The following is a 23,368-nucleotide window of genomic DNA, read 5'->3' as shown; positions in this document are numbered from 1 at the left end:
TCGCTCCCTCCTGGAGACTTCTCATGCACGACGAACGCCGACGGATCGAAGAGCGCGTCCAGCGCGTCCACGACCAGCGCATCAAGTCCGCGATCTACGCGGCCACCGTCCCCTTCGAGGTGGAGGCCTGGCAGGCGCCGGGAGAGCCGGTCTCCTTCGAGGAGGCGGCGTCCGCGCGGTACGAGCCCTTCGCCATGAACACCCCCTGGGGCCCGCCCTGGGGCACCACCTGGTTCCGGATGCGCGGCCGGGTGCCCGCCGACTGGGCCGGCCGGCGCGTCGAGGCCGTCATCGACCTCGGCTTCGTCGGCGACTGGCCCGGCAACCAGGCCGAGGCCCTGGTGCACCTGCCCGACGGCCGCCCCCTGAAGGCGGTCAACCCGCTCAACCAGTACGTGCCCATCGCCCACCCGGCGACCGGCGGCGAGCAGATCGACTACCTGGTCGAGGCGGCCTCCAACCCCGACATCCTCAAGGACAACTTCTCCAAGGTCACGCCGATGGGCGACAAGCTCACGGCGGGCGCGGAGCCGCTCTACACCTTCCAGCGCGCCGACCTCGCCGTCCTCGACGAGGAGGTCTGGCACCTCGACCTCGACCTCCAGGTGCTGCGCGAGCTCATGGTCCACCTCGGCGAGCACGAGCCCCGCCGCCACGAGATCATGCACGCCCTGGACCGCGCCATGGACGCCCTCGACCTGGACGACATCCCCGGCAGCGCGGGAGCCGCCCGCGAGGTGCTGGCGCCCATCCTGGCCAAGCCCGCCCACGCCAGCGCGCACACCGTCTCCGGCGTCGGCCACGCCCACATCGACTCCGCCTGGCTGTGGCCCATCCGCGAGACCAAGCGCAAGACGTCCCGCACCTTCTCCAACGTCACCTCGCTCGCCGACGAGTACGACGACTTCATCTTCGCCTGCTCCCAGGCCCAGCAGTACGAGTGGGTGCGCGACAACTACCCGCACGTGTGGGCCCGCATCCAGGACTCGGTGAAGAAGGGCCAATGGGTCCCGGTCGGCGGCATGTGGGTGGAGGCCGACGGCAACCTGCCCGGCGGCGAGGCGATGGCCCGCCAGCTCATCCACGGCAAGCGGTTCTTCATCGAGCACTTCGGCGTCGAGACCAAGGGGGTCTGGCTGCCGGACTCCTTCGGCTACACCGCCGCCTACCCGCAGCTCGCCAAGCTCGCGGGCAACGACTGGTTCCTCACCCAGAAGATCTCCTGGAACCAGACCAACAAGTTCCCCCACCACACCTTCTGGTGGGAGGGCATCGACGGCACCCGCATCTTCACCCACTTCCCGCCCGTCGACACCTACAACGCCCGTTTCAGCGGCGAGGAGATGGACCGCGCGGTCCGCAACTACTCCGAGAAGGGCGGCGGTTCACGCTCCCTTGCCCCCTTCGGCTGGGGCGACGGCGGTGGCGGCCCCACCCGCGAGATCATGGAGCGCGCCCGGCGCCTCGCCGACCTGGAGGGCTCGCCCAAGGTCGTCGTCGAGCACCCCGACGAGTTCTTCGCCAAGGCCCGCGAGGAGTACCCGGACGCCCCCGTCTGGAACGGCGAGCTCTACCTGGAGCTGCACCGCGCCACCTACACCTCCCAGGCCCGCACCAAGCAGGGCAACCGGCGCAGCGAGCACAAGCTCCGTGAGGCCGAGTTGTGGGCCACCACGGCCGCCCTGCACGCCCCGGGCTACGCCTACCCCTACGAGAAGCTCGACCGCCTGTGGAAGACGGTCCTGCTCCACCAGTTCCACGACATCCTGCCCGGCTCCTCGATCGCCTGGGTGCACCGCGAGGCCGAGGCCGAGTACGCCCGGGTCGCCGAGGAACTGGAGGCGCTGACCGCCGAGGCCGTGGCCGCGCTGGGCGCGGGCGACACCCGCGTCTTCAACACCAGCCCCTTCGACCGCGCCGAGGTGGTCCGCACCGCCGGGGGAGCACCGGCGTACGTCGAGGTGCCCGCGAGCGGCAGCGCCCCGCTGACCGACGCCGAGCCCGCGCAGCCGGTGCGCACCGAGGGACGGGTCCTCGACAACGGCCTGATCCGCGTCGAGGTGGCCGAGGACGGCACCCTGGCCTCGGTCCGCGACCTGCGCGCCGGTGGCCGAGAGGTCCTCGCCGACAAGGGCAACCTGCTCCGGCTGCACACCGACCTCCCGAACTACTGGGACGCCTGGGACATCGACAAGCACTACCGGAACCGGTACACCGACCTCCTGGACGCCTCCTCGGTCGAGACCGTCTCGGACGACCCGCTGCTGGGCGCGATCCGCGTGACCCGCTCCTTCGGCAAGGGCTCGACGATCGCCCAGACCGTCACGGTCCGGGCCGGCAGCGCCCGGATCGACTTCGAGACCGACATCGACTGGCACGAGGCGGAGAAGATCCTCAAGGCCGGTTTCCCGGTCGACATCCGGGCCTCGCACTCCTCCGCCGAGATCCAGTTCGGCCACGTCCAGCGGCCCACCCACACCAACACCAGCTGGGAGTCGGCCCGCTTCGAGGTCTCCGGCCACCGCTGGGTGCACCTCGCCGAGCCCGGCTACGGCGTCGCCGTCCTCAACGACTCCACCTACGGCCACGACGTCTCCCGCACGGTCCGCGAGGACGGCGGCACGACGACCAAGGTGAGCCTCAGCCTGGTGCGCGCCCCGCGCATCCCGGACCCCGAGGCCGACCAGGGCAGGCACCGCTTCACCTACTCCCTGCTGCCCGGCGCGAGCATCGAGGACACCGTCGCCGAGGGCTACGCCCTCAACCTCCCCCTGCGGGTGGCGGACGCGGCCGGCGCCGACGAGCCCGTGGTCTCGGTCGACGGCGACGGCGTCACCGTAGAGGCGGTCAAGCTCGCCGACGACGCCTCCGGTGACGTGGTCGTGCGGCTCTACGAGTGCAACGGCGGCCGTGCCCAGGGCGTGCTGCGCACCGGCTTCCCGCTCGCCGGCGCGCAGGTGACCGACCTGCTGGAACGCCCCCTGGAGGACGCCGAGATCACCGAGGCCGGCGTCGCGGTCGCGCTGCGCCCCTTCCAGGTCCTCACGCTCCGGCTGCGGAGGGGCTGACCGTGAGCATGCAACCCTGGTTCACCGACGCCAAGTTGGGGATCTTCGTCCACTGGGGCATCTACGCCGTCGACGGCGTCCAGGAGTCCTGGTCGTTCTACGACGACATCGTCCCGCACGAGCGGTACATGTCCCAGCTGGAACGCTTCACGGGCGCCAAGTACGACCCCGCGGCCTGGGCGGACCTGTTCGCCCGGGCCGGGGCGAAGTACGCCGTGCTGACGAGCCGTCACCACGACGGCGTGGCCCTGTGGGACACGGCCTACGGCGACCTCAACCTCGGCAAGGACTACATCGGTCCCTACGCCGAAGCCCTGCGCGAGAAGGGCCTCAAGGTCGGCCTGTACTACTCGCACTCCGACTGGAACCACCCCGACTACGCCTCCACGCGCAAGCCGGGCCGCCCGCCGGAGCAGGAGGACAACCGCTACTCCGAGGTCGCCGCCGAGGATGAGGACCTCGACGCCTGGGAGCGGTTCATCGCCTACCGCGACGGCCAGATCCGCGAACTGGCCTCCCGCTACCGGCCCGACCTGATGTGGTTCGACGGCGAGTGGGACCGCAGCGAGGAGCAGTGGCGCATCCCGGAACTCGCCGCGCTCATCCGCTCCTACTCGCCCGAGGTCGTCTTCAACGCCCGCATGCTCAGCGAGGGCGACTACGCCACCCCCGAGCAGGGCGCCCCCATCGTGCCGCCGGACGGCCCCTGGGAGCTGTGCCTGACGATCAACGACTCGTGGGGGTACCAGCACCACGACCACAACCACAAGTCGCTGTCCCAGCTGATCCGCTACTTCACCGAGACCATCGGCGGGGGCGGCAACCTGCTCCTGGACGTCGGCCCGATGGAGGACGGCACCATCCCGCCGCCGCAGGTGGAGCGCCTCGAAGGCCTGGGGGAGTGGATCCGCAGACACGCGGACGCGGTCTACGGCACCGGGCGCGGCCTCCCGGCCGGCCACCACTACGGCCCCAGCACCCTCTCCGCCGACCGCCGCACCCTCTACCTCACGGTCTACGACATCCCGCGCGCCGAGATCGGCGTCCGGGGCCTGGCCACGAAGGTCCGCAGGGTCACCGTCCTCGGCACCGGGACCGAACTGGCCCACCGTGTCGTCGGCGGCCTCCACGAGGCGGTCGGCGTGCTGTGGATCGACCCGCCGTCCTCGGCGGACCTCGACCCGCACGCCACGGTGCTCGCCCTCGAACTGGACGGCGAACTGGAGCTGTACCGGGGCTCCGGGCGGTTCTGACAGCGGTTCCGACGGCATTTCGCAGGCGCCCGAATCGACCCACGATTCGGGCGCCTGAATTGTCCCCTGCCGACGGTCTCTCGGCTGCCTGGGGTCGTCATCCCCGCCGCCTCCTGCGCGCCGAGCTGCCTGACACGGGGAAGCCGCAACACCGCTAGGGGCGCGGGGAACTGCGCGACCAGCCACAACCGCCCCGCACCCGGGCAGACAACCTAAAGCGGCAACACCTGAGCCGAGACCCCGACGGAGTCACCCGGCACCTGCTCAACCACCGAAGACACGGGCGCCGCAGGAACCAAGGGCTCGGTCTCCTCCACACGCTGCTGCGGCAACGACACCGCCCGCAACGGCCGGGGCCCCGACACCACCGTGTAGTCCTGCCCGAGGAACGGCGGCTCAACAATCCCCGGATCCTCACCGAGCGCCAACTGCACAGCCGCCCAAGGCGCGTTGACCCCGCACAGAGACAGCTGGTGCAGCCCACCCGCCGGCCGCGTGTTGACATCCATCAGCACCGGCGTGTCCCCGAACATCCGGAACTGGATGTTGGACAGGTAGTGCAGCCCGAAGCCCTCGGCGATGCGCCGCGCCGGCTCCAGCCACTGGTCGGCGAGGGTGAACCCGCGCCGACGGCCGTTCTTGGTGCGGCCGATGGCCAGCCGGATCCGGTTGTCGGGCCCGGTCAGGCAGTCCACCGACACCTCGGGCTGCTCCAGGCGCGGCATGACCAGCCAGTCCACCGCGTCCTCGGCGTCCTCAAGCGCCTGGAGGACCAGGTCGAGCGGTACGTAGGGGCTGGGGAAGCCGCTGAGGTGGGTGAGCGAGAAGGGGGCGCGCGTGATGATCCGGAAGCCCACCCCGCCCGCGCCGGAGGCCGGCTTGAAGCACGCCTTGTGCCCGGCGGCCTCCAACTCCTCGACGGCGGCGAGCAGTTCGTCAGCCGACCGGACCCGCCACCAGGGCGGCACCGGCACACCGATCGCCTGGACGGCCTCGTAGGCGATCACCTTGTCGTGGAAGACGGCCACGGCCTCGGGCGGCGGCGCCAGCAGCGCGGTGCCGGCCGCGGCGAAGTCCGCGCGGTGCGCGACGATCGCCGACTGGTGCAGGCGGGGCACGAACACGTCGATGCCGCGCCGCACGCACTGGTCGAGCGCGTACTCCACGTACGCGGCCGGGGACAGGCCCTCGGGCTCCAGGTCGGCGGTGTCGGCGGCGGCCAGTACGGGAGAGTCGGCGTCGCCGTGTGTCGCATGGATCTCGACGGCCCGGTCGCTGGGATTTCGCCGCAGCTGATCCATGAAGAACACGTTCTCCGCGTACGTGCGGTTGAGCCAGACGCGTACGCGAGAGACCATGCAGGGCCGTCCTTTCGGGGTTCGCGGACACGGCGAAGCAGGCCGTGCCCGGCCAGGTTGTTTGGAGGGTCACCAAACCGCCCCGTGCGAAGAGGCATGGAAGGCGGTGGTGTTGGGCCGATCATACGGCCTGCGAAGGGTGCCGCGTGCAACGCGCGTGTTACGGATTTTCCGATCATGCTCTCGTGGGTCGCGCGGTACGCGCGCGGCGACCCGGACTGGCCTCCGGGACGGGTCGGCCGGGCGAAGATCACCCGAAGGGGGCGCGGACCGACGGCGAAGATCACCCGACGGGAGCCGTGGACCGGCGGCGAAGATCCACCGGCTCGATCCGGCCTTGTCCTCGGGCCCGCCGATGTGTTCTCGTGGTCCCATTCGGCTGCTCGGAGGAGGCGTGGGGTGACGGCGAGGGTCGGCGGTGCCGGACAGCTGCTGGCCATCAGCGACCTGCACATCGGCTACGAGGAGAACCGCGCCCTGGTCGAGGCGATGCGGCCGGAGTCGGACGAGGACTGGCTGCTCGTCGCCGGTGACGTCGCGGAGACCGTGGCCGACATCCGCTGGGCCCTGAAGACGCTCGCGGGCCGCTTCCGCAAGGTCGTCTGGGCCCCCGGCAACCACGAACTGTGGACCCACCCGAAGGACACCGTCACGCTGCGTGGGGTCGAGCGCTACCACCACCTGGTCGGGATGTGCCGGGAACTCGGCGTGACCACCCCCGAGGACCCCTACCCGGTCTGGCAGGGCCCCGGCGGCCCGCTCGCCGTCGCCCCGCTGTTCCTGCTCTACGACTACTCTTTCCTGCCCTCCGGCTGCGCGACCAAGGCGGAGGGGCTGGAGTACGCGCACGGCACCGGCATCGTGTGCACCGACGAGGTCCTGCTGCACCCCGACCCGTTCCCGACCCGCGAGGACTGGTGCCGCGCCCGCGTCGCCGAGACCGCGGAGCGGCTCGCCGAGATCCCCGACGACCTGCCGACCGTCCTGGTCAACCACTACCCGCTGGACCGGCATCCGACGGACGTCCTGTGGCACCCCGAGTTCGCCATGTGGTGCGGCACCGAGCTCACCGCCGACTGGCACCGCAGATTCCGTGTCGCGACCATGGTCTACGGCCATCTCCACATTCCTCGCACCACCTGGCACGAGGGCGTCCGCTTCGAGGAGGTGTCGGTGGGCTACCCCCGGGAATGGCGCCAACGCCCCGAGCCGCCGGGCAGACTGCGGCGCATCGCACCCGGCGTGACCGGGGCTGAGACCGGGACCGGGGCGCGATGATCGAGGAACTGCTGCCGGACCCGGTGGTCGTCGTGGAGGCGTACGGCCACGACGAGCCCGAGCACACCGGGCTCTTCCCCGAGGAGGAGGCCGTCGTCGCACAGGCGGTCCACAAGCGGCGCCGCGAGTTCGCCGCCGTGCGCTCCTGCGCCCGCAAGGCCATGGAGAAGCTCGGTGTCCCGCCGCAGGCCGTCCTGCCGGGCGAACGCGGCGCCCCACGCTGGCCGTCCGGTCTGACGGGCAGCATGACCCACTGCGACGGCTACTGCGCCGCGGCCCTGGTCCGCGCCACCGACCTCGCCTCCCTCGGCATCGACGCCGAACCCGACGGACCGCTTCCCGAGGGCGTGCTGTCCGCCGTGGCGCTGCCCGCCGAACAGGAGCGGCTGCTCCGGCTCGCCGAGACCCACCCCGGGGTGCACTGGGACCGGCTCCTGTTCAGCGCCAAGGAGTCCGTCTACAAGGCGTGGTTCCCGCTCACCGGACGGTGGCTGGACTTCTCCGAGGCCGACATCACCCTGTTCGTCGGCCCCGGCGCACAGCCGCGGGGCGGTCTGCGCGCCGAACTCCTCGTCCCCGGGCCGGTGGTGGACGGCCACCGGCTCGGGCACTTCGAGGGCCGCTGGATCGCGGACCGCGGTCTGGTGGCCTCCGCCGTGACGGTGCCGCACCCCTGAGGGGGTGTCACACCTCCGGCGGGCACCAGGCGTGCAGCAGCCGGAAGAACGCCTCCTCGTTGCCCGCGAGACCCGCCTCCTCCAGGGCACGCTCCGCCTCGGCGAGCACGGCGGGCGGGACCACGGGTGGTCGACCGCCGCCCGGCGGGCCCGGTTCCACGTCGAAGGCCGCCCGCACGGTGTGCAGCAGCCGCAGATAGGCCTGGACGGCGGCACGTTCACGGTCGGTCAGCACGGCGGTCTGCATCGGGCTGCTCTCCCCCAGGTCGGTGTCGTCGCCGACGCCGAGCGGCCGGCGCCGTCGACGACGGACGTCGTCGGTCTCGGCCCCCGCACACGGGGGCCCACGTCCAGCTTGCCGTCCACCACTGACAATCCGGCTCCGCCCCGGCCCCGTTCGCCCGCTTAGCGGAGGTGAAACCTCACCGAAATCCCCGGTGGGAATGCGGTTCTAGGCTGGTGTGAAGGACTTCGGGCCGCCTTGTCGCGGCCCCGGGAACGGGAGGCGAGCGCGTGGTGGACGCCCCGCGTCGGCGCCCGGCGCGCACCGCGTGGCTGCGCCCGGTGGACGACGGTGAACTCCAGGTGCGGTACCGCGTCGTGCACGGGTACCGCCGCGCCTTCCGCATGGCGGGCGAGGGCCCCGCCCTGGTGCTCATCCACGGCATCGGGGACTCCTCGCGGACCTGGGCCGAGCTGATCCCCGACCTGGCCCGCAGCCATACCGTGATCGCGCCCGACCTCCTGGGCCACGGCTCCTCCGACAAGCCGCGCGCCGACTACTCGGTGGCCGCCTACGCCAACGGCGTGCGGGATCTGCTCACCACCCTCGGCATCGAGTCCGCGACCCTGGTGGGCCACTCGCTGGGCGGGGGCGTGGCGATGCAGTTCGCCTACCAGTTCCCCGAGCGCACCGAGCGGCTCATCCTGGTCGGCGCGGGCGGAGTCGGCCGCGAGGTCAACCCGGTGCTGCGGCTGGTCTCGCTGCCGGGCGCCCATCTGATGCTCTCCTGCCTGCGGCTGCCCGGGATGCGGCTCCAGGTGGGCCTCGCCGCCCACCTGATGAAGCTCCTGGACACCGATCTCGGCCAGGACGCCGCGGAGTTGCTGACCCTCGTGGACGCGCTGCCCGACGAGACCTCGCGCAACGCCTTCATCCGCACCCTGCGCGCGGTGGTCGACTGGCGCGGCCAGGTCGTGACCATGCTCGACCGCTGTTACCTCACCGAGGGCATGCCGACCATGCTGCTGTGGGGCGACCGTGACAGCGTGGTGCCGGTCCGGCACGCCTACGGGGCGCACGAGGCGATGCCGGGCAGCCGGCTGGAGATCTTCGAGGGCGCGGGCCACTTCCCCTTCCACAGCGACCCGGACCGGTTCGTCTCCCTGGTCGAGGACTTCACCGCCACGACGGTGGCGGCCGACTGGAGCCGCGACCACTGGCGCGAGCTGCTGCGCGAGGGGCGCCCCGGCACCACGGCGGGCCGGCCCGAGACCGCGCACGACCGCGCGGTCGAACGCGGCCTGAGAGAGGCCAGCGAGCGCAGCGCGACCTGACGACGGACGCCCCGCCGGGGCGTCCGCCCCGGATCAGGACTCGGGCCGCTTGACGCTCTCCAGGAGCATGTCCAGCCACTCCGCGACCTTGTCGCGGTGCTGGTCGGTGGGGAGTTGGGCGGCCCGCCAGGCGATCCCGCGGACGCCGTGGTCCTGCAGCAGCCGCTCCAGGGGGTCCCCGTCGACCGCGGCCGCCTGTCGCTCGCGGTCGGCGAGCCGCTGGAGCAGTTCCTGCTCGGTGCGCTGGAGCGCGCTCGCGAGCGCCTCGGGGTCCTCGGCCGTCAGGAACCCGGCGTGCACCCGGAAGAAGCGCTGGATGGCGTCGCAGTGCTCCATCGTGGGGCGCCGGTCGCCGTTGATGAGCGCCCCGGCCTGCTGCCGGGACATGCCCGCGCCGTCGGCGATCTCCTGCTGGGTGTACTTGCGGCCGTTGGGCTTGAGCCGGGTGCGCCGCAGCAGGTCCAGACGCTGCAGGAAGCGGGCCTGGACGTCCGGTTCGCCCGCGGGGCGCCCGCTGAGCAGCGCCTTCACCACGGGCTCGGGCACACCGGAGGCGACGGACAGGCCGGCGGTGTCGAAGACCTCCGCGTGCGCCACACCGAGCCGGTCGGCCAGCGCGGTGACCCGGGCGACGACGGCCGACAGCACGGCCGACGCCACGTCGCCGGGCCCCTCGAAGCCGCCAACCGACACCGACAGATCTCCTACGTTTCTCACTGGCTTCTCACAAGCGGTTGCCGTGAACTTCCCGGAGAGTAGCGGGTTGTTCGAACTCACATCCAGGTCTCGCCACAACTGTGGCCTATTCCAGCCGTCGACGGGCATGAAATGCCACGATAGTTGACACCGCTCGCTCGCGGGCAGCAGGATCAAGAGCGCCGCGAGAAGGCCGCATAGGCAAGAGGGGTGACCTCCCGATGGCATTTCAGGCAGGTGGGCAGTGGTCCGTACCGCGGCCCGTCCCCGAGAGTCTTGAGGCCCAGGCGTACCTCCAGGACTACGCCACGCTTCTGGAGGCCGTCTCCTTTCCGTCCGTCGTCCTCGACCACCGCTGGGACGTGGTTCTGACCAACACCGCTTTCGAGACACTTTTCCGCGGTGTGGGCCCCCATCCGACGGCCATGCCGGGTGACAACTTCCTCAGATTCGTCCTCTTCCACCCCGACGCGCACACGGTCCTCGGTGAGCACGAGTCCCGCTGGTGCCTGCCGATGCTGGCGCACTTCGCGGCCGCCGTGGAGCGCCACGGCCACGACCACGGACTCCAGTCCATCCGCCGTGACATCGCCCAGGACCCGATCATGGAGGCCGCCTACCGGCAGGGCCTGCCGCACTGGATCCGGGCCGTCGGCGAGCAGGCCGTGGAGCACGACGGCGCGGTCCGCCCGCTGTTGCACCCAGACCCGCGCTGGGGCGCCACCGACTGCCGGGTCGTCGACGAGACGCCCCGGACCCTGCGGGAGATGGGCTGCACCCGGCTGACGCTGGTGCTGCGTCCCGCTCGCCGCCCGGCGCCCGCGGTACGTCGTGCGCAGCGTCCCCGCCGCGTGGCGGGCCACCTCAGCGTGGTGGCCGCCCCCGAGGCCTGACAGGCACCGTCGGCGTTCAGGTCGCCGACGGCGCCTTGTCAGTACGACCGCCCCCCCGTCCCCCTTCGTGTCCGCCGCTCGTGGCACCATTCCCATACCATGGGACATGTGACATAGTACTGACGTGAGCGAGCGACTGACCTGCGATGTCGTGGTCGTCGGGGCCGGAATGGTGGGTGCGGCCTGTGCCCTGTACGCGGCGCGGGCAGGGCTCGACGTCGTCCTCGTGGACCGTGGCCCGGTCGCCGGCGGGACGACGGGCGCGGGGGAGGGCAACCTCCTGGTCTCCGACAAGGAACCGGGCCCCGAGCTGGACCTCGCCCTCCTGTCGGGCCGCCTCTGGACGGAGCTGGCCGAGGAGTTCGGCCGGGCGATCGAGTACGAGGCGAAGGGCGGCGTGGTCGTCGCCTCCTCCCCGGGTGGCCTCATCGCCCTGGAGCGGTTCGCCGACGGCCAGCGCGCGGCGGGAGTCGTCGCCGAACCCGTGGCGGGCGACGACCTGTACAGCCTCGAACCCCACCTCGCCCACGGCCTGCCCGGCGGCGTCCACTACCCCCAGGACAGCCAGGTGATGCCCGCCCTGGCCGCCGCCCACCTGGTCCGCGCCTCGGGCGCCCGCCTGCTCACCGGCCGCACCGTGACGGACGTACCGAAGGCACCGGACGGCTCCGTGCTCGGGGTCCGCACGGACTGCGGCGACATCCACGCCCCGGCCGTCGTCAACGCGGCCGGCACCTGGGGCGGCGAGCTCGCCGCCCTCGCGGGCGCGCACCTCCCTGTCCTCCCGCGCCGCGGCTTCGTCCTGGTCACCGAACCCCTGCCGCGCATGGTCCGCCACAAGGTCTACGCCGCCGACTACGTGGCCGACGTGGCCAGCGACTCGGCCGCGCTCCAGACCTCCCCGGTCGTGGAGGGCACGGCGGCGGGGCCCGTGCTGATCGGTGCGAGCCGCGAACGGGTCGGCTTCGACCGGACGTTCTCGCTGCCGGCCGTGCGGGCACTGGCGGCGGGCGCGACCCGGCTGTTCCCGTTCCTGGCGGACGCCCACGCGATGCGCTCCTACCTCGGCTTCCGCCCGTACATGCCCGACCACCTGCCCGCCGTCGGCCCGGATGCCAGGGTCCCCGGGCTGTACCACGCCTGCGGCCACGAGGGCGCGGGCATCGGACTCGCCACCGGCACCGGCCACCTGATCGCCCAGACGCTCACCGCGAAGACGCCCGACCTGGACCTCACCCCCTTCCGCCCCGACCGCTTCCCCGACGCCGAGGAGGTCGTATGAGTTCCCCCCTGGACCTGGCCGACGCCCAGCCGGGCCCGGCCTTCACGGTCACCCTCGACGGCCGCGAGGTCCCGGCCCTGCCCGGCCAGACCGTCGCCGCCGCGCTCTGGGCCGCCGGGATCACCTCCTGGCGCACCACACGGGGCGCGGGCCGACCGCGCGGGATCTTCTGTGGCATCGGCGTGTGCTTCGACTGCCTGGTCACCGTCAACGGCCGCCCGAACCAGCGCGCCTGCCTGGTGCCCCTGAACCCGGGCGACGCGATCCGCACGCAGGAGGGGACGGGCCATGACGACTGAACGACCGCACCTCGCGGTGATCGGCGCGGGCCCCGCAGGACTCGCCGCGACCGTCGCCGCCGCGTCCCACGGCGTACGGGTCACGCTCGTCGACGCGGCCCCGGAGGCCGGCGGACAGTTCTACCGGCAGCCCGCGGCCGAGCTGCGCGCCCGCCGCCCGGAGGCCCTGCACCACCAGTGGCGGACCTGGGAGCGACTGAGGGACGGCCTGCGCACACACGTCCGGGCGGGTCTCGTACGGCACCTGACCGACCATCACGTGTGGTGCGTGGAACGGCGGCCGGGAGTCGGCGCACACCCCGGCTTCACCGTGCACACCCTGCTCGGACCCGAGCAGCAGGACCCGGCCGAGGTACGCGCCGACGCCGTGCTCCTCGCCACCGGCGGCTACGAGAAGGTGCTGCCCTTCCCCGGCTGGACCCTCCCCGGCGTCGTCACCGCCGGCGGCGCCCAGGCCATGCTCAAGGGCACCCTCACGGTCTCCGGACGCACCGCCGTCGTCGCCGGGACCGGGCCGCTGCTGCTCCCTGTGGCGAGCGGACTGGCCGCCGCCGGAGTCGAGGTGGCGGCCCTCGTGGAGTCCGCGGCCCCGAAGTCGTTCGTACGGCGCACCCGCGCGCTGGCGGTCGAGCCCGGCAAGGTCGCCGAAGGCGCCCGGTACGCGGCCGGGCTGCTGCGCCACCGCGTCCGGCTCCTGTCCGGGCACACCGTGATCGAGGCCCACGGGGCCGAACGGCTGGAGGCGGTGACCGTCGCCGCGCTCGACCCCGACGGCCGGGTCCGGCCCGGCACCGGGCGCCGCATCGCGTGCGACACCCTGGCCGTCGGCCACGGCATGCTCCCGCACACCGACCTCGCCGAAACCCTCGGCTGCCGCCTCGACGGGCCGAACGTCCACGCCGACGAGGAACAACGCACCGACGTGCCCGGCGTCTGGGCGGCAGGCGAGAGCACCGGCATCGGCGGCGCCGCCCTCGCCCTGGCCGAGGGGCACATCGCGGGCCACTCGGCCGCGGCGCGCCTGCACGGCACCGAGCCCGACCCGAACGCGTGGGCGGCGGCCGGGAGGACCCGTACCCGGCTCCGGGCCTTCTTCGCCGCGCTCGACGACGTCTACGCGCCGCCCGCGCACTGGACCGAGCAGATCACCGACGACACCGTCGTCTGCCGCTGCGAGGAGGTCACCGGGGGAGAGATCCGCGCGGCCGTCGCCGACCTGGGCGCCGGCGACCTGCGCACCGTCAAGCTGCTGACCAGGGCCGGGATGGGCTGGTGCCAGGGGCGAATGTGCGCACCCGCGGTCGCCGGGCTCACCGGATGCGGGTCCACCGCGTCCCGGCGGCCGTTCGCCCGGCCCGTACCCCTCGGTGTGCTGGCCCGGGCGGGGGAGGACGACACCGTATGAACTCCACCGATGAAATGTCACACGTCACAGATGGGATGCGACCCGATATGACCGCCACCGAGCACCGCCCCTGGCGCGGCGTCCTCGTCGCCACCGCGCTCCCGCTGAACGACGACCTGAGCGTGAACTTCGACCGGTACGCCGAGCACTGCGCCTGGCTGGTCGACAACGGCTGCGACGGCGTCGTGCCGAACGGCTCGCTCGGCGAGTACCAGGTGCTCACCTCCGAGGAGCGCGCCAAGGTGGTCGAGACGGCCGTGGCCGCCATCGGCGGTGAGCGGGTGATGCCCGGCGTCGCCGCCTACGGCTCCGCGGAGGCCCGCCGCTGGGCCGAGCAGGCCCGGGACGCCGGCTGCGCCTCGGTGATGCTGCTCCCGCCCAACGCCTACCGTGCCGACGAGCGTTCGGTCCTGGCCCACTACGCCGAGGTGGCCCGGGCGGGCCTGCCGGTCGTCGCGTACAACAACCCCATCGACACCAAGGTCGACCTGGTCCCGGAACTCCTCGCCCGGCTGCACGGCGAGGGCTGGATCCAGGGCGTGAAGGAGTTCTCCGGCGATGTCCGCCGCGCCTACCGGCTCGCCGAACTCGCCCCGGAACTGGACCTGTTGATCGGCGCCGACGATGTCCTGCTGGAGCTGGCCATCGCGGGTGCCAAGGGCTGGGTGGCGGGTTACCCGAACGCCCTGCCGAGGTCCTGCGTCGAGCTGTACCGGGCGGCCGTCGCCGGTGACCTGGGCACGGCGAAGAAGCTGTACGAGCAGCTGCACCCGCTGCTGCGCTGGGACTCCAAGGTCGAGTTCGTGCAGGCCATCAAGGTCTCCATGGACATCGTCGGCCGTCATGGTGGAGGCTGCCGCCCGCCGCGGGTGCCGCTGCTGCCGGAGCAGGAGACCGCGGTCCGCTCGGCCACCGAACAGGCCGTAGCGGCCGGACTGGCCTAGGGAGGAGGACCGTGCGCAGCAAACTCGTCCTGCACGCCGTCAACTCGCACACCGAGGGCATGCCCACCCGCGTGATCACCGGCGGCATCGGCACGATCCCCGGCGCGACGATGAACGAGCGGCGCCTGTACTTCCGTGAGCACCGCGACGACATCAAGCAGTTCCTGATGAACGAGCCGCGCGGGCATTCCGCGATGAGCGGCGCGATCCTCCAGCCGCCGACCCGGCCCGACTGCGACTGGGGTGTCGTATACATCGAGGTCTCCGGCTATCTCCCGATGTGCGGGCACGGCACGATCGGCGTGGCCACGGTCCTGGTGGAGACCGGCATGGTCGAGGTCGTCGAACCGGTCACCACCATCCGGCTCGACACCCCGGCCGGCCCGGTCGTCGCGGAAGTGGAGGTCGAGGACGGCGCGGCCAAGGCGGTCACCCTCCGGAACGTCCCGTCCTTCTCCGTGGGCCTCGACCGCAAGGCCGTCCTCGCCGACGGCCGCACGGTCACCTACGACCTGGCCTACGGCGGCAACTTCTACGCCATCCTGCCGCTGGAGGAGTTCGGGCTGCCCTTCGACCGCTCCCGCAAGGACGACATCCTCAAGGCGGGCCTGTCCCTCATGGAGGCGATCAACACCGAGGACGAGCCCGTCCACCCGGAGGACCCCTCCATCCGCGGCTGCCACCACGTCCATCTGATCGCGCCCGGCGCCACCGCCCGCCACTCCCGGCACGCGATGGCGATCCACCCCGGCTGGTTCGACCGCTCGCCCTGCGGCACCGGTACCAGCGCCCGCATGGCGCAGCTGCACGCGCGCGGCGAACTCCCCCTGCACACCGAGTTCGTCAACGAGTCCTTCATCGGCACGCGGTTCACCGGCCGGCTCCTCGGGACCACCGAGGTCGCGGGCCGTCCCGCGGTCCTGCCCAGCTTCACCGGCCGGGCCTGGATCACCGGCACGGCCCAGTACCTGCTGGACCCCTCCGACCCGTTCCCGGCCGGGTTCGTGTTGTAGGCGGCGAGGATAATGAGCGGTACCGCGTGACATTGCACCTCTAGGAGACCTCCATGGCCGCCCAGCGCACCAGCGCCCCGCCTGCCGCCGCTGCCCCGGCCCTGCCCACGCTGGGCGGCCAGAAGCGCAGCTACCGGGAGCGGGTGGCCGACGCCCTGCGGGCCGCGCTGATCGCCGGTGAGCTGCTGCCGGGCGAGGTGTACTCCGCGCCGACGCTCGCCGCCCGCTTCGGCGTCTCGGCGACCCCGGTGCGCGAGGCCATGCTGGACCTGGCCAAGGAGGGCCTGGTCGACACCGTCCCCAACAAGGGCTTCCGGGTCACCGCGGTCTCCGAGAAGCAGTTGGACGAGTACACGCAGATCCGGGCGCTCATCGAGATCCCCACGGTGGTGCGGCTGGCCGCGACCGCCGACCCGGTCTCGCTGGAGGCGCTGCGCCCGGCCGCCCGGGAGATCGTCGGGGCGGCCGCGGCGGGCGACCTCATCGCCTACGTCGAGGCCGACACCCGCTTCCACCTCGGCCTGCTCGCGCTGGCCGGCAACGCCCATCTCGTCGAGGTGGTGGGCGACCTGCGCAAGCGGTCCCGTCTCTACGGCCTGACGGCACTGCTGGAGGCGGGCCGCCTGCTGTCCTCCGCAGAGGAGCACCTCGAACTCCTCGACGCCCTGCTGGACCGCGACGAACAGGCCGTCCACGCGGTCATGACCCGGCACCTGGGCCATGTCCGCGGTCTGTGGGCCGCCAAGTAGGCCGAGCCGATCCGGAGTTCAGGCAGGTGGCGGCGCGTCCGTCTTGACGGCGTCCTCGGGCGCGTCCCGGGGCGTTCCACGCTTGGCCGCCTGGATCTGCTCGTACACGTGGGTGCGCAGTTCGGCGAAGCGGGGGGCCACGCGGGTGTGCAACTGGTCGCGGTCGTCCGGCAGATCGACCTTGAGCTGCTCCTGCACGACCGTGGGGGAGGCGGACAGCACGACCACCCGCTCGCCGAGGTAGACGGCCTCGTCGATGTCGTGGGTGACGAAGAGGATCGTGATCCCGCGCTCCCGCCACAGCCCCCGCACCAGGTCCTCCAGATCGGCGCGGGTCTGTGCGTCGACCGCCGCGAACGGCTCGTCCATCAGCAGGACCTGGGGCTCGTAGGCCAGTGCGCGGGCGATGGCGACCCGTTGCTGCATGCCGCCGGACAGCTGCCAGGGATACGCCCCGGCCGCGTCCGCGAGCCCGACCGAGCGCAGCGCGTCGGCCACCAGTTCCCGGCGCCGGGACCTGCTCAGCCCCTTCTGCTTCAGCGGGAGTTCGACGTTCTCGCCGACCCGCATCCAGGGGAACAGGCTGCGGCCGTACTCCTGGAAGACGAAGGCCATCCCGGGCGGTGGCCCGGTGACCCGCTCGCCCTGGAGGAGCACTTCGCCGGCCGTCGGGGTGAGCAGGCCGCCCATGCACTTCAGCAGGGTCGTCTTGCCGCAGCCCGACGGGCCGACCAGACAGACGAGTTCGCCCGCGTCGACGGTGAAGGTGAGGTCGCGCACCGCCTCCACCCGCCGTCCGGAACCCTCGTAGACCTTCTTCAGGCCGCGTACGTCGAGCATGCCCTGCCCTTTCACGAAGGTCACCGGGACCGCCGGGTGGTCGCGCGCAGACCGTGGTACCAGCCGAGCACCCGCCGCTCGACGAGCTGGAACACGACGGAGAGGAGGAAGCCCAGCAGGCCCAGGACCAGGATGCCGGTCCACATGTCGGGGATCGCGAATCCGCGCTGGAACTGGACGACGGTGAAGCCCAGTCCGTTGCTGGCCGCGAACATCTCGCTGATGACCATGAGGATGATGCCGATGGACAGCGCCTGGCGCAGTCCCGCGAAGATCTGCGGGCTCGCCGAGGGCAGCACCACGTGCCGCAGCCGGGCGAGGCCCGTGACGCCGTAGGAGCGGGCCGTCTCCGCCATCACGGAGTCCACGGCGCGCACGCCCTCGACGGTGTTGAGCAGGATCGGCCAGACACAGCCGATCGCGATCACGAGGATCTTCATGGTGTGGCCGATGCCCGCGAACAGCATGATGACCGGGACCAGTACCGGCGGCGGCACGGCCCGCAGGAACTCCAGGACCGGCTCGCACACCGCCCGCACCCGCCGGTAGGAGCCGATGACGGTGCCGAGGGCGACGCCGACGAGGGCCGCCGTCGCGTAGCCGGCCGACAGCCTGAGGATGCTGGGCACGGCGTCCGTGCGCAGCCGCTCGACGGTCCAGACGTCCGGGAAGGTCTTCAGGATGGTGCGCAGGGGCGGCCAGTACACGTCCGTGCTGCTGTCGGACGCCGCCCACCAGACGGCGAGCAGGATCGCGGGCAGCGTGAGAACGAACACCAGCCGGAGCAGGAAGCGCCTCACACCGCCACCTCCCCGCGCACCGACTGGTGCCAGGCCAGCGCCCGGCGCTCCACCGACCGCGCGCCCACGTTGATCAGCAGGCCCAGCACTCCGGTCACCACGATCAACGCGTACATGTCCGGCACCGCCTGCGAGGTCTGCGCCACCGCGATCCGGGCGCCCAACCCCGGTGCCCCGATGACGAGTTCGGCGGTGATGGTGAGGATCAGGGCGACGGCCGCGGCCAGCCTGAGGCCCGTCATGACGTAGGGGAGCGCGGTCGGCCACAGCACGTACCGGATCCGCGCCCAGGTGCCCAGGCCGTACGAGCGGGCGGTCTCCTCGGCGACCGGGTCGACGTCCTGGACGCCGTACAGGGTCTGGATCAGGATCTGCCAGAAGGAGGCGTACACCACGAGCAGGAGCACCGAGCGCAGTTCGGTGCCGTAGAGCAGGACCGCCAGCGGGATCAGCGCGACCGAGGGGATCGGGCGCAGGAACTCGATCGTCGAGGCGGTCGCCTCCCGCAGATACGGCACGACCGAGATGACGACCCCGGCGACCACGCCCGCGCAGGCCGCCACCGCCAGTCCGACCGCCCAGCCGGTGAGCGTGTCGCCGAGCGCCGTCCAGAAGGCGGAGTCGGCGAGCTCGTCGCCGAGCGCCCCGGCGATCCGGCTGGTGGGCGGGAAGTAGGCATCCTTGACCAGGCCGAGCCGCGGCACCGCCTCGCCCAGGAGGAGGAAGGCCGCGAGCCCGGCGGCACCGAGTGCGAGGTTCAGGCCCTTCACGGCAGCAGCTTGTCCAGGTCCGGCGTCGTCTTGAAGAGGCCGTCCTGTTCGCCGAGCTTCATCAGCGCCTCGATGGAGGCGCGGTTCGCCTCGGCCGGCCACTTCGGCAGGACGACCTGTTCCAGCACCGCGGCCGGGATCTTGGTGTAGGTGGTGACGACCGCGCGGGCCTCGTCGGGGTGGGCCTCGGCGTAGGCGAGGGACTCCGCGGTGGCCTCCTGGAACTTCTTCACCACCTCCGGGTTCTGCTGCGCGTACCGCTGGGAGGTGAAGTACATCGCGACGGTGAGGTCCGGGGCGATGTCCACCAGGGGCGAGGCGATCTCCACGCCGCCCTGGCTGCGGATCGAGGCCGTCGCCGGCTCGACCACGCACGCGGCGTCGATCTGTCCCTGGTCCAGGGCCGCGGGCATCTGGTCGAAGGGGAGTTCGATGAGCTTGACCTTGTCGGGGTCACCGCCCGCCTTGCGCACCGACTCGCGCACCGCCGTCTCGTTGATGTTCTTCAGGGTGTTGACGGCGACCCGCTTGCCCTCCAACTGCTCGGGCGACGTGATCGGGCTGCCCTTCTTGACCATCAGAGCGGCGAAGTCCTTGTCCTTCACGCCCGTTGAGGCGATGCCGTTGACGACCGCCTTCACCGGCACGTTGTTCGACTGGGCGACCATCAGCGAGGTCACGTTGCTGAACCCGAACTGGAACTGCCCGCTGACCACACCCGGCACGATCGCCGCTCCGCCCTGTGCGGTGGAGATGGTGAGCTTCAGGCCGTGCTTCTCGTAGATGCCCTGCTTCTGGCCGAGGTGGATCGGGGCCACGTCGACGATGGGGATGAGCCCCAGCTTGACCGTGGTGACGCCGCCCGAGGAGGACGCCTTGCCCGACGAACCCGAGTCGTCGGACGAGCCACAGGCCGCCGTGGTGAGAAGGAAAGAACCGGCCACAAGACCGGCGAGCAGACGACGCAAGGCTCCTCCTGTGCAGACTACGGTGTTCCGACAGGTTGTGCGCACACCGCACAGTAGTGCTCAGTTGGTGTTCAGGGAACGTAGAACCGGCCGTCCGACTCGGTCAACAGGTATGGCTGACAGAAGTGTTGACAGTCAGGAGATCGTGATGCACCCGGAAGCCCGCGCGCCGCATTTCGTGAGGTCCTTCGAGCGCGGCCTCGCCGTCATCCGCTCCTTCGACGCCGAACACCCCGCGCGCACGCTCAGCGAGGTGGCCCGCGCCTGCGACCTGACCCGCGCCGCCGCCCGCCGACTGCTGCTCACCCTCGCCGACCTGGGCTACGTCCACTGCGACGGCCGGCTGTTCCGGCTCACCCCGCGCGTCCTGGAACTCGGCTACGCCTATCTCGCGGGCCTGACACTCCCGCAGATCGCCGAACCGCACCTGGAGCGACTCGTCGCCGAGGTCAAGGAGTCGTCGTCCCTGTGCGTCCTGGACGGCGACGACATCGTGTACGTGGCCCGCGTGCCCACCCGCCGCATCATGTCGGCGTCGATCACCGTGGGCACCCGCTTCCCGGCGTACGCCACCTCCGTCGGCAGGATCATGCTCGCCGATCTGCCGGACGGCCAACTCGACGCCCGGTTGGGCACGTTGGAGCTACGCCCGCTGACCGCGCGGACGATCGTCGCGCCCGCGGCGCTGCGTGCGGAACTGGCACGCGTACGGCGTCAGGGGTACGCCCTGGTCGACCAGGAACTGGAGGAGGGGCTGCGGTCGGTGGCGGCCCCGGTACGGGACCGGGGCGGTGCGGTGGTGGCCGCCGTGAACATCGCGGTGCACGCCGGCCGTACCTCCGTGGCGTCGGTCCGCCGCGACCTGCTGCCGCCCCTGCTGGCGGCGGTGGCCCGGATCGAGGCGGACCTGAGGATCACAGATCCAGCACCAGCCGCGTCCCCCGGCACCGGGACACACAGATCATCATCGTCTCCCCGGCCTCCCGCTCCTCGTCCGTGAGGACGGAGTCCCGGTGCTCCGGGGTGCCGTCGAGGACATCGGTCTCGCAGGTCCCGCACGTGCCCTCGGTGCAGGAGAACAGCACCTCGACACCGGCGGCGCGCACCGCGTCCAGCACGGAGACCTCCGGGGCGACCGTCACCGTCCGGCCGCTCTGGGCCAGTTCGACCTCGAACCCGGTGTTCTCGCCGGTCTCCTGCTCCTTCGGCGCGAACCGCTCCACGTGCAGCACCCCGGCCGGGCAGCGCTCCTCCACCGCGTCCAGCAGCGGCCCCGGCCCGCAGCAGTAGACGAGGGTGCCCTCGGGCACGTCGTCCAGCACCGACGCCAGGTCCAGCAGCCCGGTCTCGTCCTGGGGAGCGATCGTGACGCGATCGCCGTAACGGCTCAACTCCTCGGCGAACGCCATGGATGCGCGTGTGCGGCCGCCGTACAGCAGTGTCCACTCCGCGCCCTTGGACTCCGCCTCGGCCAGCATCGGCAGGATCGGGGTGATGCCGATGCCGCCGGCGACGAAGCGGTAGCCCGGGGCGGGCTTGAGGGCGAAGTGGTTGCGCGGGCCGCGCACCCGGACCTTGTCGCCCTGCCTCAACTCCCGGTGCACATGGGCGGATCCACCGCGTCCGTCCGGCTCGCGCAGTACGGCGATCCGCCAGGCGGAGCGGTCGGCCGGATCGCCGCACAGGGAGTACTGCCGCTCCAGGCCGGGCCCGAGCACGACGTCGATGTGGGCGCCCGGCTCCCACGCCGGGAGCTCCTCGCCCAGCGGGTGGCGCAGGGTCAGGGCGAGGACGCCGTCGGCCGCGGACTCCCGGCGGTCGACGACGAGTTCGGCTTCGTACAGGCTCATGAGTCGTGTCCTCGCGGCTCGTGTCCTAGCGGCTCGTGTCCTTGCGGGTGGGCGAGCATCCACTCCCACATCTCGATGGGGTCCTGGGAGGTGTGCTCACGGCCGCAGTGACAGGTGCCGTGCAGGATGTCCGTGCCCGGCAGCCAGTCGATGCGGTAGATCTCCCCGGTGGGGCCGGCACTCACAGGACCTTCTCCACGGGCTTGTCGCCCTCCTCGACCAGCCGGGCGAGGATACGGCGGGCGGCCAGGCCGCCGGTGTCGATGTTGATGCTCAGCTCCTGGTAGCCGGTGCGCTCGGTGCCGAGGGTCTTCTGGAGCAGGTTGAGCGCGTCGACGTCCTGCATGACGACGGTGTGGTTGTTGCTCCGCATGAACTCGGTGACCTCGTCGTTCTCGGTCGCCCAGTCCCGCGAGACCATCCAGAAGTCGTACACCTTGCCGTCGGAGGACGGGGTGATGGCGTAGGTGATCTCGGTGTGGAATCCGTTCGGGTCGCTGCCGTCCGCCTCGGGCAGTACGCCGACCGGGGCGATCCGGCTGTGCAGCAGATACAGGCAGGGCGCGTGGTACTCGATGTCCTGCCAGCGCGTGATCCGGCCCTGGATGCCGGTGGAGTTGGCGTAGAACGGCGGGCACTCGGCGTCGTCCATGTGCCGGCTCACCCGCACGATGCCCGCGCCCTCGTCGACCTCGGTGGTGATCGGCGTCTCGGCGACCTCGGGGGTGCCGATGTACCCGCCGTGCAGATACGTCTCGTGGGAGAGGTCGAGGAGGTTGTCGACCAGGAGGCCGTAGTCGGCGTCGATGGGCTCCATGCCGCGCACGGTGAGCCAGCCGGGGGCGTCCAGGTGCTCGGCCCGCGGAATCGTGGCGGGGTCGGCGAGGGCCGCGTCGCCGATCCACACCCAGATCAGGGAGTCCTGCTCCACCACCGGGTAGGAGGCGACCCGGGCGGTGCGCGGGACGCGTTTCTGGCCGGGCACGTACACGCAGGTACCCGTGGTGTCGTAGGTGAAGCCGTGGTAGCCGCACACGATCCGGTCGCCGTCCAGGCCGCTCTCCGAGAGCGGGTAGCGGCGGTGCACGCACCGGTCGTGCAGCGCGACCGGCGTGCCTTCCTCCTGGGTCCGGTAGAAGACGAGCGGCTCGCCGAGGATCGTCCGGCCGAGCAGCTCCCGCCCGACCTCGTGGCTGTAGGCGGCGACGTACCACTGGTTCCTGGCGAAGGCGGTCATGTGAGGCATGAGGTTCCCGTCCCTGTCGGCGGGGCGTCTTCGCCCCGAGTGCCGTGGTTGGCATCAGGTTCCTGACGGCTGTGGTTGCCGCGCAAGGCGGCTTCTGTCAGGCGGAAGCTTCTCTACGAAAGAGCTGGTCAGGGCCTTGCCATGCGTTTGCTCTATCACTGGCAGGGGGGGTGTGGAGTGGCGCCGCCGGGTGGATCACTCCTGAGGTGGCCGCTGATGGGTTTGGCGAGAACGTCTGGTCGCGATGCTGCCGTGATTGCCCGGAAGTGGAACTCTTGTTGGTGAACGCACCCATTTCTTGCCGGTTCTTGAGTGGTACACCGGCAGAACTTGCATTCTTGCAGCTCAAGACTGGTCAGCTTCATCGCAAGGGTGTGCTGGGTCGAATCCGGGTCGAATTAGTCCGTCTTGGCGCACCTGGC

At 71.7% G+C, this 23,368-nt stretch carries 23 protein-coding genes; 13 read left to right on the top strand and 10 right to left on the bottom strand.

Annotated elements, in window-relative coordinates; all coding sequences use genetic code 11:
* The first annotated feature begins 23 nt into the window (after window positions 1–23).
* The gene (locus K4B79_RS00465) at window positions 24–3,068 is read left to right on the top strand and encodes an alpha-mannosidase (RefSeq protein WP_232024125.1); all 3,045 of its coding nucleotides are present in this window, start codon (window positions 24–26) and stop codon (window positions 3,066–3,068) included.
* A gap of 2 nt (window positions 3,069–3,070) precedes the next feature.
* The gene (locus K4B79_RS00460) at window positions 3,071–4,321 is read left to right on the top strand and encodes an alpha-L-fucosidase (RefSeq protein ID WP_232024124.1); all 1,251 of its coding nucleotides are present in this window, start codon (window positions 3,071–3,073) and stop codon (window positions 4,319–4,321) included.
* Between the two features lie 212 nt (window positions 4,322–4,533).
* Here the strand turns inward: K4B79_RS00460 and K4B79_RS00455 are convergent, their stop codons facing one another.
* Window positions 4,534–5,679 (bottom strand): ATP-grasp domain-containing protein, encoded by a 1,146-nt coding sequence (locus K4B79_RS00455; protein WP_232024123.1) that lies wholly within the window; start codon window positions 5,677–5,679, stop codon window positions 4,534–4,536.
* Window positions 5,680–6,078: 399 nt separating this feature from the next.
* On the opposite strand from K4B79_RS00455, the gene K4B79_RS00450 reads away from it, so the two are divergent.
* Both K4B79_RS00450 and K4B79_RS00445 read left to right on the top strand, forming a co-directional pair.
* Complete coding sequence (locus tag K4B79_RS00450; protein WP_232024122.1) at window positions 6,079–6,957, top strand: metallophosphoesterase family protein; 879 nt, start codon at window positions 6,079–6,081, stop codon at window positions 6,955–6,957.
* Window positions 6,954–7,634 (top strand): 4'-phosphopantetheinyl transferase family protein, encoded by a 681-nt coding sequence (locus tag K4B79_RS00445; protein ID WP_232024121.1) that lies wholly within the window; start codon window positions 6,954–6,956, stop codon window positions 7,632–7,634. Before K4B79_RS00450 ends, K4B79_RS00445 begins: the two co-directional genes overlap by 4 nt.
* Before the next feature lie 7 nt (window positions 7,635–7,641).
* Here K4B79_RS00445 and K4B79_RS00440 read toward each other — a convergent pair whose 3' ends face one another.
* Window positions 7,642–7,881: a hypothetical protein gene (locus tag K4B79_RS00440; RefSeq protein ID WP_232024120.1), complete on the bottom strand. Its 240-nt coding sequence runs from the start codon at window positions 7,879–7,881 to the stop codon at window positions 7,642–7,644.
* 266 nt (window positions 7,882–8,147) lie between these two features.
* Between K4B79_RS00440 and K4B79_RS00435 the strand changes: the two genes are divergently transcribed.
* Window positions 8,148–9,191 (top strand): alpha/beta fold hydrolase, encoded by a 1,044-nt coding sequence (locus K4B79_RS00435; RefSeq protein WP_232024119.1) that lies wholly within the window; start codon window positions 8,148–8,150, stop codon window positions 9,189–9,191.
* A gap of 33 nt (window positions 9,192–9,224) precedes the next feature.
* Here K4B79_RS00435 and K4B79_RS00430 read toward each other — a convergent pair whose 3' ends face one another.
* Complete coding sequence (locus K4B79_RS00430; RefSeq protein ID WP_232024118.1) at window positions 9,225–9,884, bottom strand: helix-turn-helix domain-containing protein; 660 nt, start codon at window positions 9,882–9,884, stop codon at window positions 9,225–9,227.
* A gap of 224 nt (window positions 9,885–10,108) precedes the next feature.
* On the opposite strand from K4B79_RS00430, the gene K4B79_RS00425 reads away from it, so the two are divergent.
* From K4B79_RS00425 to K4B79_RS00395, 7 genes are all read left to right on the top strand, one after another.
* The gene (locus K4B79_RS00425; RefSeq protein ID WP_232024117.1) at window positions 10,109–10,780 is read left to right on the top strand and encodes an MmyB family transcriptional regulator; all 672 of its coding nucleotides are present in this window, start codon (window positions 10,109–10,111) and stop codon (window positions 10,778–10,780) included.
* Between the two features lie 124 nt (window positions 10,781–10,904).
* Window positions 10,905–12,062, top strand: a complete 1,158-nt coding sequence (locus tag K4B79_RS00420; RefSeq protein WP_232024116.1) for an NAD(P)/FAD-dependent oxidoreductase — start codon at window positions 10,905–10,907, stop codon at window positions 12,060–12,062.
* Entirely contained in the window at window positions 12,059–12,361 is a 303-nt protein-coding gene (locus K4B79_RS00415) for a (2Fe-2S)-binding protein (protein WP_232024115.1), read from the top strand. The genes K4B79_RS00420 and K4B79_RS00415 overlap by 4 nt, the downstream gene beginning before the upstream one ends.
* Complete coding sequence (locus K4B79_RS00410) at window positions 12,351–13,766, top strand: FAD/NAD(P)-dependent oxidoreductase (protein ID WP_232024114.1); 1,416 nt, start codon at window positions 12,351–12,353, stop codon at window positions 13,764–13,766. The genes K4B79_RS00415 and K4B79_RS00410 overlap by 11 nt, the downstream gene beginning before the upstream one ends.
* A gap of 47 nt (window positions 13,767–13,813) precedes the next feature.
* Window positions 13,814–14,710 carry a dihydrodipicolinate synthase family protein gene (locus K4B79_RS00405; protein ID WP_232024113.1) on the top strand — a complete coding sequence of 299 codons (897 nt, stop codon included), beginning with the start codon at window positions 13,814–13,816 and terminating at the stop codon, window positions 14,708–14,710.
* An 11-nt stretch (window positions 14,711–14,721) separates the two neighbouring features.
* Window positions 14,722–15,723, top strand: a complete 1,002-nt coding sequence (locus tag K4B79_RS00400; protein WP_232024112.1) for a proline racemase family protein — start codon at window positions 14,722–14,724, stop codon at window positions 15,721–15,723.
* A gap of 53 nt (window positions 15,724–15,776) precedes the next feature.
* Entirely contained in the window at window positions 15,777–16,472 is a 696-nt protein-coding gene (locus K4B79_RS00395) for a GntR family transcriptional regulator (RefSeq protein WP_232024111.1), read from the top strand.
* An 18-nt stretch (window positions 16,473–16,490) separates the two neighbouring features.
* Here K4B79_RS00395 and K4B79_RS00390 read toward each other — a convergent pair whose 3' ends face one another.
* The 4 genes from K4B79_RS00390 to K4B79_RS00375 are packed head-to-tail and all read right to left on the bottom strand — an operon-like array spanning window position 16,491 to window position 19,850.
* A complete protein-coding gene (locus K4B79_RS00390; protein WP_232024110.1) occupies window positions 16,491–17,312 on the bottom strand; it encodes an ABC transporter ATP-binding protein in 822 nt (273 codons plus the stop codon).
* 20 nt (window positions 17,313–17,332) lie between these two features.
* Window positions 17,333–18,112, bottom strand: a complete 780-nt coding sequence (locus K4B79_RS00385) for an ABC transporter permease (protein WP_232024109.1) — start codon at window positions 18,110–18,112, stop codon at window positions 17,333–17,335.
* Window positions 18,109–18,882 (bottom strand): ABC transporter permease, encoded by a 774-nt coding sequence (locus tag K4B79_RS00380; RefSeq protein ID WP_232024108.1) that lies wholly within the window; start codon window positions 18,880–18,882, stop codon window positions 18,109–18,111. Before K4B79_RS00380 ends, K4B79_RS00385 begins: the two co-directional genes overlap by 4 nt.
* On the bottom strand, window positions 18,879–19,850 hold the full coding sequence (locus tag K4B79_RS00375; protein ID WP_232024107.1) for an ABC transporter substrate-binding protein: 972 nt from the start codon (window positions 19,848–19,850) through the stop codon (window positions 18,879–18,881). The genes K4B79_RS00380 and K4B79_RS00375 overlap by 4 nt, the downstream gene beginning before the upstream one ends.
* Before the next feature lie 148 nt (window positions 19,851–19,998).
* Between K4B79_RS00375 and K4B79_RS00370 the strand changes: the two genes are divergently transcribed.
* Window positions 19,999–20,850 (top strand): IclR family transcriptional regulator domain-containing protein, encoded by an 852-nt coding sequence (locus tag K4B79_RS00370; RefSeq protein ID WP_232024106.1) that lies wholly within the window; start codon window positions 19,999–20,001, stop codon window positions 20,848–20,850.
* Here K4B79_RS00370 and K4B79_RS00365 read toward each other — a convergent pair.
* The 3 genes from K4B79_RS00365 to K4B79_RS00355 are packed head-to-tail and all read right to left on the bottom strand — an operon-like array spanning window position 20,765 to window position 22,946.
* A complete protein-coding gene (locus K4B79_RS00365) occupies window positions 20,765–21,700 on the bottom strand; it encodes a PDR/VanB family oxidoreductase (RefSeq protein ID WP_232024105.1) in 936 nt (311 codons plus the stop codon). The genes K4B79_RS00370 and K4B79_RS00365 overlap by 86 nt on opposite strands.
* Window positions 21,697–21,885 (bottom strand): hypothetical protein, encoded by a 189-nt coding sequence (locus tag K4B79_RS00360; protein ID WP_232024104.1) that lies wholly within the window; start codon window positions 21,883–21,885, stop codon window positions 21,697–21,699. Before K4B79_RS00360 ends, K4B79_RS00365 begins: the two co-directional genes overlap by 4 nt.
* On the bottom strand, window positions 21,882–22,946 hold the full coding sequence (locus K4B79_RS00355) for an aromatic ring-hydroxylating dioxygenase subunit alpha (protein WP_232024103.1): 1,065 nt from the start codon (window positions 22,944–22,946) through the stop codon (window positions 21,882–21,884). Before K4B79_RS00355 ends, K4B79_RS00360 begins: the two co-directional genes overlap by 4 nt.
* Between the last annotated feature and the right edge of the window lie 422 nt (window positions 22,947–23,368).

This window comes from Streptomyces lincolnensis, from assembly GCF_021173675.1.
Taxonomy (GTDB): Bacteria; Actinomycetota; Actinomycetes; order Streptomycetales; family Streptomycetaceae; genus Streptomyces; species Streptomyces lincolnensis_B.
The sequence above is the reverse complement of the archived record's forward strand: the minus strand, read 5'-3'. Positions and strand labels throughout refer to the sequence as shown.